Source organism: Burkholderiales bacterium, assembly GCA_035518095.1.
Lineage (GTDB): Bacteria > Pseudomonadota > Gammaproteobacteria > Burkholderiales > JAHFRG01 > JAHFRG01.
In genome coordinates, this window is sequence record DATIXX010000074.1 from 76,180 (window position 1) to 91,248 (window position 15,069).

At 55.6% G+C, this 15,069-nt stretch carries 17 protein-coding genes; 13 read left to right on the top strand and 4 right to left on the bottom strand.

Annotation, left to right across the window (positions count from 1 at the left end; translation table 11 throughout):
• Nucleotides 1–2 precede the first annotated feature (2 nt).
• Genes nuoL through VLV32_12095 form a run of 6 tightly spaced genes read left to right on the top strand, consistent with a single transcriptional unit; the run spans nt 3 to nt 6,080 of the window.
• Entirely contained in the window at nt 3–1,961 is a 1,959-nt protein-coding gene (gene nuoL / locus VLV32_12070; GenBank protein HUL42620.1) for an NADH-quinone oxidoreductase subunit L, read from the top strand.
• A gap of 38 nt (nt 1,962–1,999) precedes the next feature.
• Complete coding sequence (locus tag VLV32_12075) at nt 2,000–3,484, top strand: NADH-quinone oxidoreductase subunit M (protein ID HUL42621.1); 1,485 nt, start codon at nt 2,000–2,002, stop codon at nt 3,482–3,484.
• A gap of 35 nt (nt 3,485–3,519) precedes the next feature.
• A complete protein-coding gene (gene nuoN / locus VLV32_12080; GenBank protein ID HUL42622.1) occupies nt 3,520–4,965 on the top strand; it encodes an NADH-quinone oxidoreductase subunit NuoN in 1,446 nt (481 codons plus the stop codon).
• A 19-nt stretch (nt 4,966–4,984) separates the two neighbouring features.
• Nucleotides 4,985–5,149, top strand: coding sequence for a hypothetical protein (locus VLV32_12085; protein ID HUL42623.1), 165 nt, complete (start codon nt 4,985–4,987; stop codon nt 5,147–5,149).
• Nucleotides 5,150–5,153: 4 nt separating this feature from the next.
• Nucleotides 5,154–5,729: an NUDIX hydrolase gene (locus tag VLV32_12090; GenBank protein HUL42624.1), complete on the top strand. Its 576-nt coding sequence runs from the start codon at nt 5,154–5,156 to the stop codon at nt 5,727–5,729.
• Nucleotides 5,730–5,759: 30 nt separating this feature from the next.
• Nucleotides 5,760–6,080, top strand: a complete 321-nt coding sequence (locus VLV32_12095; GenBank protein HUL42625.1) for a GYD domain-containing protein — start codon at nt 5,760–5,762, stop codon at nt 6,078–6,080.
• Between the two features lie 7 nt (nt 6,081–6,087).
• Here the strand turns inward: VLV32_12095 and VLV32_12100 are convergent, their stop codons facing one another.
• The 3 genes from VLV32_12100 to VLV32_12110 form a co-directional block, all read right to left on the bottom strand.
• Nucleotides 6,088–7,152, bottom strand: coding sequence for a sorbosone dehydrogenase family protein (locus VLV32_12100; protein HUL42626.1), 1,065 nt, complete (start codon nt 7,150–7,152; stop codon nt 6,088–6,090).
• 61 nt (nt 7,153–7,213) lie between these two features.
• Nucleotides 7,214–8,230, bottom strand: coding sequence for a hypothetical protein (locus VLV32_12105; protein ID HUL42627.1), 1,017 nt, complete (start codon nt 8,228–8,230; stop codon nt 7,214–7,216).
• Nucleotides 8,212–9,024, bottom strand: a complete 813-nt coding sequence (locus VLV32_12110) for an enoyl-CoA hydratase (protein ID HUL42628.1) — start codon at nt 9,022–9,024, stop codon at nt 8,212–8,214. Before VLV32_12110 ends, VLV32_12105 begins: the two co-directional genes overlap by 19 nt.
• A gap of 276 nt (nt 9,025–9,300) precedes the next feature.
• On the opposite strand from VLV32_12110, the gene VLV32_12115 reads away from it, so the two are divergent.
• Nucleotides 9,301–9,987 (top strand): TerC family protein, encoded by a 687-nt coding sequence (locus VLV32_12115; GenBank protein ID HUL42629.1) that lies wholly within the window; start codon nt 9,301–9,303, stop codon nt 9,985–9,987.
• Nucleotides 9,988–10,020: 33 nt separating this feature from the next.
• Here the strand turns inward: VLV32_12115 and VLV32_12120 are convergent, their stop codons facing one another.
• Nucleotides 10,021–10,344, bottom strand: a complete 324-nt coding sequence (locus VLV32_12120; protein HUL42630.1) for a hypothetical protein — start codon at nt 10,342–10,344, stop codon at nt 10,021–10,023.
• 383 nt (nt 10,345–10,727) lie between these two features.
• On the opposite strand from VLV32_12120, the gene VLV32_12125 reads away from it, so the two are divergent.
• The 6 genes from VLV32_12125 to VLV32_12150 form a co-directional block, all read left to right on the top strand.
• Nucleotides 10,728–11,354, top strand: coding sequence for a glutathione S-transferase (locus tag VLV32_12125; protein HUL42631.1), 627 nt, complete (start codon nt 10,728–10,730; stop codon nt 11,352–11,354).
• Between the two features lie 21 nt (nt 11,355–11,375).
• Nucleotides 11,376–12,236: an alpha/beta fold hydrolase gene (locus tag VLV32_12130; GenBank protein ID HUL42632.1), complete on the top strand. Its 861-nt coding sequence runs from the start codon at nt 11,376–11,378 to the stop codon at nt 12,234–12,236.
• The gene (locus VLV32_12135; GenBank protein HUL42633.1) at nt 12,233–13,090 is read left to right on the top strand and encodes an alpha/beta hydrolase; all 858 of its coding nucleotides are present in this window, start codon (nt 12,233–12,235) and stop codon (nt 13,088–13,090) included. Before VLV32_12130 ends, VLV32_12135 begins: the two co-directional genes overlap by 4 nt.
• A 13-nt stretch (nt 13,091–13,103) precedes the next feature.
• On the top strand, nt 13,104–13,745 hold the full coding sequence (locus VLV32_12140) for an alpha/beta fold hydrolase (GenBank protein HUL42634.1): 642 nt from the start codon (nt 13,104–13,106) through the stop codon (nt 13,743–13,745).
• Nucleotides 13,732–14,781 carry an aminopeptidase gene (locus VLV32_12145; GenBank protein ID HUL42635.1) on the top strand — a complete coding sequence of 350 codons (1,050 nt, stop codon included), beginning with the start codon at nt 13,732–13,734 and terminating at the stop codon, nt 14,779–14,781. The genes VLV32_12140 and VLV32_12145 overlap by 14 nt, the downstream gene beginning before the upstream one ends.
• A gap of 1 nt (nt 14,782) precedes the next feature.
• Nucleotides 14,783–15,069: DUF3025 domain-containing protein (locus tag VLV32_12150; GenBank protein HUL42636.1), on the top strand; the 287-nt coding region annotated here is incomplete at its 3' end.

A 15,069-nucleotide genomic window follows, 5' to 3' on the forward strand; every position in this document is an offset into this window, starting at 1 on the left:
TGATGACGCATATGCAAGCGCTTTACCTGCTGGTACCACTGGCGCCTCTGGCAGGGTCGATCATCGCCGGGCTGTTCGGGCACAAGATAGGTCGCGCAGCGAGCCACTCGGCGGCGATCCTTGGCGTCGCCATTTCTTTTTTTGCATCGCTGATAATCTACCAGGATGTGGACCGCGGACACATTTTCAACGGCAGTGTTTATACCTGGCTTACCTCGGGAGCCACGCGCTTTGAAATCGGTTTCCTGATCGACAAGCTCAGCGCGACGATGATGGTGGTGGTGAGCTTTGTATCGCTCATGGTGCACATCTACACCATCGGCTACATGCAGGATGATCCCGGCTACCAGCGTTTTTTCAGCTACACCGCGCTGTTTACGTTTTCCATGCTAATGCTGGTGATGGCGAATAATTTCCTGCAGCTGTTTTTCGGCTGGGAGGCGGTGGGGCTGGTTTCCTATCTCCTCATCGGCTTCTGGTACACCCGGGAAAGCGCGATTTTCGCCGGTTTAAAAGCGTTTTTGGTGAATCGCGTCGGGGATTTCGGGTTTTTGCTCGGCATTGCGTTAATACTGGCCCATTTCGGCACGCTTGATTATGCCGCGGTGTTCCAGCATGCGCCTCAACTCGTGGACCAGACCATTGAAATCGTGCCGGACGAACCGTGGGCCTTGATGACGCTGATTTGCATCCTACTGTTTACCGGCGCAATGGGGAAGTCCGCGCAATTCCCGTTGCATGTCTGGCTGCCGGATTCGATGGAAGGCCCGACGCCGATTTCGGCGTTGATCCACGCTGCTACCATGGTCACCGCCGGCATTTTCATGGTGGCGCGCATGTCGCCGTTATTCGAGCTGTCTGAAACCGCGCAATCGGTGGTGCTGGTGATCGGTGGAATTACAACGTTGTTTATGGCGTTCATCGCCATCGTGCAAAATGACATCAAGCGCGTGGTGGCGTATTCCACGCTTTCGCAACTGGGCTATATGGCCGTGGGACTGGGCGCTTCGGCTTACGCCGCGAGCATTTTCCATTTAATGACGCACGCTTTCTTCAAAGCGCTCCTGTTCCTGTGCGCGGGCTCGGTCATCATTGCGCTGCATCACGAGCAGGATATGCGCAAGATGGGAGGGCTGAAGAAATACATGCCGGTTACCTATTGGACTGCAGTGGTGGGCGCACTGGCACTGTGCGGCATTCCGCCGTTTGCCGGTTTTTTCTCCAAGGACTCGCTGATCGAAGCGGTGCATCTGTCGCGCGTGCCGGGCGCGGGCTTCGCCTATTTCTGTGTTCTGAGCTGCGTTTTCGTGACTGCACTCTATACCTTCCGCCTGCTGTTTCTGACTTTCCACGGAGAGCCGCGCATGGACGAGCACGCGCGCCAGAATCTGCATGAATCGCCGCTGGTGGTGACCATACCGCTAATCATGCTTGCCATTCCCTCGGTTTACACCGGATGGGAGTACATCGAACCGATGCTTTTTGGCGGATATTTTGGTCAGTCCATCGTGGTCCTTCCCCAATATGACGTATTGGCCCGCCTGCAGGAAGATTTTCACGGAGCGTTCGCTTTTGTCTTGCACGGCATCGCCGCTTTGCCATTTTGGCTGGCGCTCACAGGAATCGGCACGGCTTTTTACCTGTACAGGGTACGCACTGATTTGCCACAGAAAATAAGCGAACGCTTCAACCTGGTTTATCGCATCCTCGAGCGCAAATACGGTTTCGATGAATTCTATCAATGGCTGTTCGCGGGGGGCGCGCGCCTCGTGGGAGGGCGCTTGTGGCAAGTGGGCGATGTGACCGTGATCGACGGTTTTTTCGTCAACGGATCTGCGCGCGTCGTGCGCTGGGCGTCGGCCGTAATCCGTCATCTTCAGTCCGGCTATATCTACCACTACGCCTTCGGCATGATAATCGGCGTCTTCGTGCTGCTGACGTTATGGTTTTCCGCGCCCTGAAATCGGCGCCGATCGCAGAATAACAAAATGGATCAAACATGCTGCTAGGTTTTCCCGTACTGAGTCTGGCGATTTGGGTGCCCATCCTGTTTGGGCTTATCGTGCTGGCAACCGGAGGCGATCGCAACGCACCACTCGCGCGCTGGCTGGCCTTGGCTGGGGCACTGCTGGGTTTCCTCGTTACGCTGCCGCTTTATGCCAAATTTGATACCTCCACGGCCGGAATGCAGTTTGTGGAAATGCGGCCGTGGATCGAGCGCTTCAACGCGCACTATCACCTGGGCATAGACGGTATTTCGCTTTTATTTATCCTTCTCAACAGCTTCATGACCTTGCTGGTGGTGATCGCCGGCTGGCGCGTCATTCAAACCCGAGTCGCGCAGTACATGGCTGCATTCCTCATCATGGCTGGCCTGCTAAACGGCATGTTTTCCGCCCTAGATGCGTTACTGTTCTATGTATTCTTCGAAGGCATGCTGATCCCCATGTTCCTGATCATCGGCGTATGGGGCGGCCCGGACCGCGTGTACGCAGCGGTCAAGTTTTTCCTGTACACGCTGCTGGGCTCGCTCTTGATGCTGGTGGCATTTATTTATTTATACAATGCCTCCGGCGGCAGCTTTGAAATTCTCGGTTACTATAACTTGCCGTTGTCGTTTACTGAGCAGATTCTGATTTTCATTGCCTTTTTCCTTTCCTTCGCGGTGAAAGTGCCGATGTGGCCGGTGCACACCTGGCTGCCGGATGCGCATGTTGAGGCACCGACCGGCGGTTCCGTTATTCTCGCCGCCATTCTTCTTAAAGTCGGCGGATACGGTTTTCTGCGGTTTTCTCTGCCGATTACGCCCGACGCAAGTCACTACCTCGCCGGTTTTATGATTGCGCTGTCGCTGATTGCGGTGGTTTACATCGGCCTGGTAGCGCTGGTGCAGACGGATATGAAGAAGCTTATCGCATATTCTTCGATCTCGCACATGGGGTTTGCGACGCTGGGCATCTTTATTTTCAATTCTTACGGCATAGAAGGCGCACTGCTGCAAATGGTCTCGCACGGTTTTGTTTCAGGCGCGCTGTTTTTGTGCGTCGGCGTGCTCTATGACCGCATGCACACGCGCAACATTGCAGATTACGGAGGAGTGGTAAACAAGATGCCGGCGTTCGCCGCATTGTTCATGCTGTTTGCCATGGCCAACTCCGGGCTGCCGGGGACCAGCGGCTTTGTCGGTGAGTTTACGGTCATCCTCGGTTCGCTCAGGGCTAATTTTTGGTACGCGGCGTTGGCCGCGACAACGATGGTTTTCGGAGCTGCCTACACCCTGTGGATGTACAAGCGCGTCATTTTCGGCGCGGTAGCAAACAGCCATGTCGAAGCCTTACGTGACATCTCGCTGCGCGAAGCATTGGTGCTGGGTTTGCTTGCTTTTGCGGTCCTGGCAATGGGCGTTTATCCGAAACCGCTTTCCGAGGTCATGCACGCCTCGGTGAACAATTTGCTCATCCATGTGGCGCAAAGCAAGCTGTGAAAAAATGAGACGTAAGGTGCGAGGGGTAAAGTGAAATGACGTTTTCGTTTCCCGATTTGGCGCCGGCCTACCCGGAGATATTTCTCCTGGTGATGGTTTCGGTCATTCTGGTGTTTGATCTTTTTGTGAGCGATGAAAAGCGCTACCTGACCTATTCGCTCACGCAGCTTACTCTGCTTGGCTGCGCGATTATTACCGTTTCAGGAAGCAGTTACGAAGTGCGATACAGCTTCAATGACATGTTTGTCGGCGACCTGATGGCCGACGTACTGAAGGTGATGGTGTATCTTTCGGTAGCGATTGTGCTCGTGTATTCGCGCACCTATCTAATGTTGCGCGGAATATTTCGGGGCGAATTTTTCGCACTTACGTTGTTTGCCGCGCTGGGCATGATGGTCATGATTTCTGCGAATCATTTTCTGCCCTTGTACCTGGGCCTGGAATTGCTGTCCTTGAGCCTGTACGCGATGGTGGCGTTGCAGCGCGACTCGGCTATCGCGACCGAGGCAGCGATGAAGTACTTCGTGCTCGGCGCGCTTGCTTCGGGCATGCTGCTCTACGGGATGTCAATGATATATGGCGCAACGGGCTCGCTGGACATTCCCAAAGTGGCGCAGGCAATCCACAACGGGGTCGGGCACCAAACGGTGCTGGTATTCGGGCTGGTGTTTATCGTTGCCGGCGTGGCTTTCAAACTGGGCGCCGTTCCTTTCCACATGTGGGTACCGGATGTCTACCAAGGTGCGCCGACCGCGATTACCCTGTTCATCGGCTCTGCACCCGAGCTCGCAACATTTGCTTTTGCAATGCGCCTACTGGTTTTCAGTTTGCATGATTTGGTTGTTGACTGGCAGGGGATGTTGATTATACTCGCGGTGCTGTCCATGGCGATCGGCAACATCACGGCCATCGCGCAAAGCAATCTCAAAAGAATGCTGGCGTATTCGAGCATTTCACATATGGGTTTCATGCTGTTAGGGATATTGAGCGGCAGCGTGAACGGTTACAGCTCCTCTATGTTTTACATGCTGATTTATGTGCTGATGAGCCTCGGCAGTTTCGGCATGATTCTGCTGCTCTCGCGCGAAGGCTTTGAGGCTGAGAACCTGGATGATTTCAAGGGCCTGAATCAGCGCAACCCGTGGTATGCATTTATGATGTTGCTGCTCATGTTTTCCATGGCGGGCATACCGCCCACGGCGGGCTTCATTGCCAAACTTTCGGTGTTCCAGGCGGTGTTGGAGGCGGGCTACGTGTGGCTGGTCGTTGCCGCGGTGATATTTTCTCTCATCGGTGCATTTTATTACTTGCGTATCGTCAAACTCATGTATTTTGACGAGCCGGAAGACCGCGCGCCGATCCTGCCGCAGCCGGATGCGCGTGTCATGATGAGCGCCAACGGGCTCGCCGTGCTGTTGTTGGGCATCCTGCCTTACCCGCTTTTGGCATTGTGTGTGAATTCAATCGCCCACTCGTTGTGAGTGCAAGCTCTGGCGGCGGGTGAAAACCCTGCTGCTTTATTTCGGCGGCGCCGGTTTTCTGCCGGAGACGAACCGCAGCAAGGTGCATGATCAGGACGTGGGATCCTATACTGTGGCTTTGTGCCGGTTCCTGGCGTTCGCTTATGCTTTATTTGAATATCATTACCTCCGGAGAAAATTCTGATGCCATGAAAACCCCAAAAAACGACAGCGATTTTACCGAGACGGAGCTTTCCTCGAAGACGATTTACCGCGGCGGATTTCTGGAATTGAAAGAAGACCGGGTAAAATTACCCGATGGCAAAACGACCATCCGTGAATATCTTATACATCCGGGCGCGGTCGTGATCATCGCGGTGCTCGATAACGGCGCTCTGGTGCTGGAGCGTCAATACCGCTACCCCTTGCACGGCCATTTCTATGAATTGCCCGCAGGTAAGATAGAACCCGGAGAAGATCCGTTGCTTTGCGCGCAGCGCGAGCTGCTGGAAGAGACCGGCTTTGTTGCGCGGACCTGGCGCTATCTCGCCTCTGCGTATCCCTGCGTCGGCTATTCGACCGAGCGGCAGTTGTTTTATCTGGCTCAAGGTTTGACACACCGCGGAAGCCAGCCGGATGATGAAGAGTTCCTTGAGGTGCTCGAGGTGGGACTGGACACTGCTTTGGAATGGGTACAAGCCGGCAAAATAACGGACGGCAAAACCATCAACGGCTTGTTCTGGGCCGAAAAAATTCTTAATTTGCGGCCGGAGGCCAGGCCGTAATATTTAATCGTTTTCTTCAGGAGGTACGCTATGGCAAAGTATCTGATAAAAGCGTCATACACGCTGGAAGGAACAAAAGGGCTGCTCAAGGAAGGCGGTTCCGGCAGGAGATCGGCGGTGGCGCAAACGATCCAGGGGATGGGCGGGAAACTGGAAGCGTTTTATTACGCTTTTGGCGAGACCGACGTGTTTACGATTATAGACGTGCCAGATGCAGTTGCGGCCGCAGCGGTGAGTCTTGTCATTAACTCTAAGGGCGGCGCCCAGGTTTCCATCACCCCTCTGATTACACCGGAAGAAATAGATGCGGCATGCAAGAAATCGGTAGCGTACCGCGCGCCGGGGGCGTAACAGTAGGTTATTGCACCTGATACCCGATACGGTAAATCACGCCGGCCTGATCGTCGGAAACCAGCAGCGATCCGTCGGGCATGTTCAACACGTCGACCGGCCGGCCCCAGTTTTTTTCTCCCTGCAGCCAGCCTTGTGCGAATACTTCGTAGCTGTCGGGTTTGTTGTTCTTTAGCGTGACCAGCATCACGCGATATCCTGATTTTTTGCTGCGGTTCCACGAGCCGTGCTCAGCAATGAAAATTGCGTTACGGTATTTAGCGGGAAACATCGTGCCGGTATAGAAGCGCATTCCAAGCGCGGCGACATGCGCGCCAAGTTTAAGCGCCGGGGGAGTAAATTCGTTGCAGCTGTGCTTGGCGCCAAACTCAGGATCGGGAATGTCGCCCTGGTGGCAGTACGGGAAGCCGAAATTCATTCCCGCCTTGGGCGCATGATTGAGCTCATCCGAGGGTAGATCATCCCCCATCCAATCGCGCCCATTGTCGGTGAACCATAATTCCTTGGTTTGCGGATCCCAGTCAAAACCCACGGAATTGCGCACGCCGCGCGCAAAAACCTGGTATCCGCTGCCATCGGGCTTGATGCGTGAAATCAGCGCGTAGCGGTCGGGGTCAGGTTCGCAGATGTTGCACGGCGCGCCTACAGGAACGTAGAGCAGGCCGTCCGGGCCGAAGGCGATGAATTTCCAGCCGTGATGAGTCTCTTTGGGATATTTGTCGTTGACAACTATAGGCTTAGCGGGTGCAGATATGCTGGCCTCGATGTTGTCGTAACGCAAAATGCGGTTGATTTCCGCGACATACAGCGAGCCATGGCGATACGCCACACCGTTCGGCACATTGAGACCTTCGGCGATGACATGCACCTTCTGATCCCGGGTAATTGCGTAGACCTTGCCTTCGCGAACCGTGCCGACGAACACGGTGCCATCGGAGCCCAGCGTCATGGAGCGCGCGCCTGGGACTTGCGCGTAAACACTGATTGCAAAGCCTGGAGGCAGTTTGATTTTATCAAGCGGTAGCTCGATTGCGGCCGCATTTAAACAGGGAAACACTGTGAGCAACAGCAAACCGAGCGTGCCGGCGGTGCGCAGCGTCGCGATAATCGTATCTGAAATTGATTTGGCGGGCTTATTCAATGACGCCGAGCCGTCCGTTGTGGCTACCCATATACCAGAGCCTTCCCTGCGCATCCACGATCATTTTTCGGATTCCGACATTTTTTGACGGTAGTGATATTACGCGCATCGCGCCGGAGTGCGGGTCGAGCCGCACCACAGTATCGGTATTGATTTCATCAACCCACACCATGCCCGCGCCGTCAACGGTCACCGCGTAAGGCCCGCCTTCATCGCCGGCGGGGAGGGTGTATTCCTTGATGACTTTGCCTGAGGCAGTTTCAACTCGCGCGAGTTTGCCCGCGCCGTAAAGCGTGACCCACAGCGAACCATCGGGCGCCAGCGCCATGCGCCGGGGATGCGAATCCGGCTCCATTGGAAACTCCTCGATGGCGCCGGTTTGAGCATTGAGTCTACCCAGTTTATTTCCGCTGATTTCGCAGAACCACACATTGCCGGCCCGGTCTAGTGCGATTCCGTACGGGTTGCCCGATGCCCTGAATTCGCGGATGCGCCCGTTGTGCGTATCGAGACGGCCAATACGGTTGCCGCTCTGTTCGGTAAACCAGATGATGCCCATGCCGTCTGTGACCAGCGTGTGCGGGTCCCCGCCCGAGGGCGCTTGGAATTCAGCCACTTTGCCGGTGGCAGGGTTGAGCTTGCCAATAGTGCCATTTCCGTTGCCGGTGTACCACACCATGCCATCCTTATCCACCAGCAGCCCATGCGGATGCGTGCCGCGCGGCAGATCCCACTCCTTGAAGGTCTTGGTGCGGGTGTCGAAGCGCGCGATCTTGTCGGCGTGCATCACGGTAATGTAAATATTGCCGTCAGGCCCCGGCGCAGGATCGCGGGCGAATTTGGGTGTTGGCACCGGCCATTCGGTTACCTTGCCGGCGAAATTTGGATTGGCACCTGGAACGATGCCATAGTTCGAGCCGCCTGCCCAAGCGAGTAACGGGAGCAGCGCCAAGATTACTGCACAAAGGCCTGCGCTACCGACTTCTATTATCAGTCTGCCTCGCGCCATTTTGGCGGGCGCTTTTGAATGAACGCATCGATGCCTTCCGCAGCGTCGTCATCCATCATATTGCTAGCCATGACCTGGTTCGCGTACTGGTACGCCTGTTCCATGTTCATTTCCAGCTGCTTGTAAAACGTTCGCTTGCCCAGGGAAACGGCCGCGCGAGATTTGCCTTTAATCGCTGCAGCCAGCTTCATTACTTCCGAGTCCAGTTGGGCGGGCGGCGCTACACGGTTGACCAATCCCTGCTTCAACGCCGTTTGAGCATCGATAAAATCTCCGGTGAGGAGCATTTCCATTGCCTGCTTGCGCGGCATGTCACGTCCGAGTGCGACGCCAGGCGTGGAGCAGAACAGGCCCAAATTGACTCCAGAGGTGGCGAACCGCGCTTCAGTCGAGGCGACGGCGAGATCGCATCCTGCGACTAGCTGGCATCCGGCAGCGGTGGCAATGCCGTGCACTCGCGCAATGACCGGCTGCGGAATCTCAACCAACGTCATCATCATTCGGCTACAGCGTTTAAACAGGTCTTCGATAACGCCCGGATCGCGACTCGCTCGCATTTCCTTAAGGTCGTGGCCCGCGCAAAATGCCGGTCCTGCTCCCGCAATGACCACCACGCGCACGGAATGATTCTCGGCAATGCCGTCGAGCGCATCCTGCAGTTCGGTAAGGAGCGCGCTGGAGAGCGCGTTGAATTGCGCAGGGCGGTTCAGAGTGAGTGTAACTACACCGTCTGCATCGCGCAGCAGCACAAGCGGGTCACTGCTTGCGGTCGAAGCGGTTGCGGCAGTTGTCATGACGGAACCTTGAGGATCGGAGACTCATTATAAATCCTGTGTTGCGCTTTGACTATAAATCAAGCATTGCCTTTTGGTTTCGACCATGTGAAAATCTTCGAGCCCTGCAAAGGGGAGTAGCTTAATGGTGGCGCCAGGCCACCAACAGCAAAGCCGTCAGCACGGGATTACCTCCCCGGTTTTGCTGACAACTGCAACGGTTGCAAGCGAGACCTTCGCCAAGTCCGTCCGGCGTTTGCGGGCGGAACCATCGCTGATATCTAGGAGGTAATCGTCATGGAGCTGTTCTCGGCGCAGTTTTTCTCCGCGCTAATCGCTGTCGTCATTATTGATTTGATCCTCGCGGGCGACAACGCAATTGTAATCGCTATTGCGGCGCGCAATGTCGCCAAGCATTTGCAGAAACGCGCCATCATCTGGGGAACGGCGGGTGCTATCGTGGTGCGGGCAGCAATGACGTTATTCGTGGTCTGGCTGCTTCGAATTCCCGGCTTGTTGCTTGTTGGCGGGCTGCTCCTAATTTGGATTGGTTATCGCCTGCTGGTGCCGGCCAGGGAGGGAAAGCACTCGAAATCTGCGGTTGATACCTTTTGGGGTGCGATGCGAACTATTATCGTCGCCGACGCCGTGATGGGTTTTGATAACGTGTTAGGCGTGGCCGGTGCAGCTCACGATAGCTTTTTATTGGTGATTATAGGACTCCTGATCAGCGTGCCCATTGTGGTATGGGGCAGCACACTCCTTCTGAGCTGGATCGACCGTTTTCCGGGGCTTATATATATTGGCGCTGGCGTATTGGCGTGGACCGCCGCAAAAATGATCACCGACGAGCCGATACTGAAGGAGTTTTTGCTTCACCGGCCGGTCGCTGTATGGGCGATATATGCGCTCGTGACGGGCGGGGTATTGCTCTGCGGATATGCTGCAAACAAGCGCAAAACGAACCGCGATGGTCCTCGCTAAGCAATCGCCCCGATTACACGACTTAAATTTTAATTACCGCTGGACGTAAGGAACGGGTTTGGATTCCGATTGGCCCAGCGGACGGCCAAACGTGTACTGCGCCGGCTCCACAATTAAAGCCTTAGCCGAAGCTCCGACACTGCCACTGGGTATGGTAAACGGCAGGGCAATTATCCAGGTAGCTGTGCCTAGGACGGTTGCGACCAAGCTTAACGGCCTTACAATGACAAGGTCCTCACCCATGGTTTCGCCTGACGGCTGATCATAATCACTATACTCGTCAGCGCGGGCCAAGGTCGCTGTCAAGAGTACGAACACCGAAGCCAAAGCGCATAGCAACGATTTGTGAGAATTCATTGGGGTCTCCCTTTAAAACAGCTCCTTAACGTATAACTTGAGGAGTATTCGTTAACCATAATCTAACTATAGCCTAACTGCCAATAGCCTAAGCGAAAAATTCAGTTATGGCAAGGAACCCTTAGGGGTATCTATCGGGGAAGCTCGGAGTGTCGAAAATACGACTCCAATACATACCGGCGAGGATAAAGCAGCAAGCAGCTCAGGGTTCCCGATTTCACCGGGTATTTGACGGTTTGGCGCTCTTACCGATTTCGTTTGCAACTACGAATAGCCGCTAATGTTGCCCCCGGACCCGGCGCCGCGAGCTTTGCGCGCGCCCTGATATCTCGGTTCGCAGCTCGGACGTTGTGCAAACCAGGGCGGCTAGCGGATAATTTCCCTTGAAAACACAGAAAGGCAACACAATGAAGCTCTACGACCGGGAATTGTCCGGCAATGCATACAAAATTCGCCTGTTTTTCGCATTGCTTAATCAGAAATATGAAACGGTAAGCGTCAATTCAGCCGCAGGCGAGCAAAGACAGCCATGGTTTCTTAAGATCAACCCACGCGGACAAATACCCGTGCTGGAAGCGGAAGGCCGAACTATCTGGGATTCGACCGCGATACTGGTTTACCTCGCGCGCCGTTTCGGCGGCGAAAAATGGCTGCCGCTGGATGCCGAAGGCTTGGCGGAAGTCATGCAGTGGCTGGCGATGGCGCAAAACGAGATTCTGTACGGCTTGGCCCGCGCGCGCGCCATTGTGCTATTTAGCCGCAAAGCCGATTTAGCTGAGGCGCAAGCGGCGGGCCAGAATGCGCTCAAAATCCTGGAGCAGCATTTGCAGCAGCACGACTGGCTGGCGCTGGGGCGCCCGACCATAGCCGATATCGCCTGCTATCCTTATGTGGCGCTTGCCGAACAGGGCAAAATTCCTCTCGATCCCTATCCCGCGGTGCTTTCCTGGATGAAGCGCATCCAGTCGCTGCCCGGATTCGTAGGCATGCCGGGCTTGCGGATGATGTAACTTCTGAAGCGAATGGTGCGCATGATTTCGAACATTCTGATTACCGTTGCGGTTGCCTACCTCGCAATGTGCCTGTTGTTGTTCTTTTTTCAGTCGCGGTTTGTTTACTTTCCGGAATTCGGCAGGCATGATGCCGCTACCCCGCGTGATGCCGGACTGGAATATCAGCAGGCGACAATTAGCGCACCGGGGGAAAATCTCAACGCCTGGTTTGTACCGGCACCGCAAGCACGCGGCGTGGTGCTGTTCTTTCACGGCAATGGTGGGAGCATTGCGCACCGGCTCGAATACCTGCCGATGTTTCAGCAACTGGGTTTTTCGGTCTTGATTTTTGATTACCGGGGATTTGGCAAGAGCGGCGGCAAGCCTTCGGAACAAGGTACTTACCAGGACGCCGAAGCGGCATGGAAATATCTACTGGAAACGCGGCACATCGCGCCTTCTTCAATCGTGCTTTACGGCGAATCGCTCGGAGGCGCGGTTGCCGCTTGGTTGGCGGCCCGCGTAAAGCCGCGCGCCCTGATTATTGCTTCGACTTTAACGTCTGTGCCGGACCTGGCCGCAAAACACTATTACATGTTTCCGGTGCGCCTGCTGACGCGTTATCAGTACAACACCCGGGAATATCTGCAGGCTGTGACCTGCCCGGTATTGATCCTGCACAGCCGTGAGGACGAAATCGTCCCGTTTGTGCATGGCGAGCGCTTATTTGCAGCCGCGCGCGAACCCAAACAATTTCTGGAAATTCGCGGCGATCACAACACCGGCTTGTTTCAGAGCCGCGATTTGTGGATGAAAGGCGTGGGCGCATTTCTTGACCGGTATTTCAGTACCGGGCGCCGGGTGGAACGCATCGAAAGCGTTAATGAGGACGGGACATGAACGCGATGCAACAGCAGCTGGTGCGCGCCAACGGCGTGCGCTTTAACGTTTGGACGGCGGGAGAAGGGCCGCCCCTGCTGTTGCTGCACGGCTACCCGGAAACCGCATTGATGTGGCGCAAGATCGTGCCGCAGCTGTTGCCCAATTACCGCGTCGTGTGCCCCGACCTGCGCGGCTACGGCGACTCGGACAAGCCGCGCGACGGCTACGACAAACGCACCATGGCGCTCGATATGAAGTTGCTCATGGAAGGGCTGGGATTCAAGCGCTACGCGGTCGTGGGCCATGACCGCGGCGCTCGGGTGGGGCATCGCTTTGCGCTTGATCACCCGGATGCAGTGGAGAGGCTGTGCGTGATTGACATCGTGCCGACGCATACGATGTTCCGCAGCACCAACAAGGAACTGGCAGTTTCCTACTGGCACTGGTTTTTCTTCCAGGTTCCCGATTTGCCCGAAGTACTCATCGCCTCGCAGCCGGAAGCCTTTCTGCGCTTCGTTTTCCGCGCATTGGGTATTGTGCCCGGAGCCATTGATGAGCCCGTCATGCAGGAGTATCTGCGCGCGTTCAAACTGCCCGGGACGCAGCGCGCTACCCTCGAGGATTACCGCGCAGCTGCGACCATTGATTATCAACAGGACGAACAGGACCTGGGCCGCAAAGTTACTTGTCCAGTACTCGCGCTGTGGGGCGAGCGCGGGCGCATGCATCCTTTATTCGATGTCCTGGCGACGTGGCGCGAGAAAGCGCAGCGGGTGGAGGGGAAAGCGCTGCCGAGCGGGCATTTCATACCGGAAGAAGCGCCTGAGCCGTTGCTCGCTGAACTCCTGCCGTTTCTGCAACGAAAATTTTGAATGATGCCGCAACATGTCTTTGACCGCGCGGCCAAAGGAAGCGGTTATCGTGGTGCATGGGCTGTGGGTGAGCAGCTGGGTCATGCGCTTGCTGGCTTACCGGCTTGGACGCCGTGGGTATGCGGCGAGCTGTTTTTCGTACGACTCGACGCGCGCCACACTTTCGCAAAACGCGCTGCTTCTCGCGCGCGCGGCCGCCGAGCTGGACGCGAATACTGTGCACCTGCTCGGTCACAGCCTTGGCGGGGTGGTGATCCTGCAAATGCTGAAAGAAAATGCTTACGCGCGCATCGGGCGCATTGTGCTGTTGGGCGCGCCTTGCAACGGCAGCTACGCTGCGCGCGCGGTGGCTAAGATCGCAGGGGGGCGCTGGCTGCTCGGGCCAAGCGCATTGGCCCACGAAAATTACTCCGGCATCGCGGGAAACTTTGAGATCGGAGGCATTGCGGGAGACCGCGGACTGGGTCTGGGAAGGCTGCTGATTCGCGGATTGCCGCGCCCCAATGACGGTGTTGTCACGGTTGACGAAACGCGCTTGAAAGGAATGAGGGACCACATCGTGATGAACCTTAGCCATTCGGGCATGCTGTTCTCTTCCCGCGCCGCGCGCGAAATTTGCGCTTTCCTCAAGGGTGGCCGCTTTGCGCACCACTGAAACGCGCAAGCGTTTATTTCTTCTTCTGCTCGTGCCGCTATTGGGCAGTTGCGTCAATATGGGATACTACTTGCAGTCCGTCGGCGGGCAAACGGGGATTCTGGAGAAAGAACGGCCGATTGAAACGGTCCTGTCTGATCCAAGCACGCCACCCGATCTTAAGCGCAGGCTGGAAAATGTTTTGCGCATTCGGGAATTCGCGAGCCGCGAACTCGCACTTCCAGACAACCGCAGCTTCCGAAGTTATGCAGACCTGGGCCGGCCTTATGTGTTGTGGAACGTTTTTGCAGCGCCCGAGTTCTCGGTAAAACCGAAAGAATGGTGCTTCGTTTTTGCGGGCTGCGTCAGCTACCGCGGCTATTTCTCAGAAAGTGACGCATATCGTTTTGCCGATAATCTGCAAATCGATGGCTACGACGTTTATGTGGCGGGCGTTCCAGCATACTCCACCCTCGGCTGGTTTAATGATCCTGTACTGAATACTTTTATTTATGATCCGGAGACCGAAGTAGCGGGTCTGATTTTCCATGAGCTTGCGCACCAAGTCCTGTACGTGCAGGACGATTCCACGTTTAACGAATCATTTGCGGTCACCGTGCAGGAGGAGGGCGTATCGCGCTGGCTTGCAAAATATGGAACTCCCGAGCAACGTCAAGCGCACGATGTCGCACTACAGAGAAAGGACGATTTTATCCAGCTGGTAATGAAATACCGCAGGATGCTGGATGAGCTCTATCGCTCGGATATCAGCGACGAAAAAAAGCGGGAAAACAAGCGCCAGATTTTTAACGAATTCAAGCAGGGATACGCAGAGCTCAAGAAAAAATGGGGCGGTTATAGCGGCTATGACCAGTGGTTTCCGCCGGTGCCGAATAATGCCTACCTGGCTTCGCTCACCACCTATACCCAGCTTGTGCCCGAGTTCCAAAAGCTGCTCGCGAAAAATGAAGGAAATCTTGCAAAGTTTTACCAAGCGGTGAAGGAGATTGCGAAACTCCCTGAAAAAGAGCGGCTCGCAAAGCTCAAGGAGGGATGAATTGACGCCGGGTGGCTGGGATCCGTTGTTCCTTATGCGTTCCGCAATGTTCGAGGCGCTCAGGCCCGCCGGATTTTCGTTATCGGGACTCACGGATTGGCCCAGCCTCGGCGATTACGCGAATCTGCTGCAAGACAGGGGAATAGCGAACGCCAATGGCTTGCCGCTGCGTTTCGTTGCGCAAGGTACAAGAACCGAGAATCCGGAGGATAAATACGAAGCGCGGATTTATTTAAAGGGCGAGGTGCAAGTACGAAACGAAAGCTGGCACGATCTGTTTAATGCGCT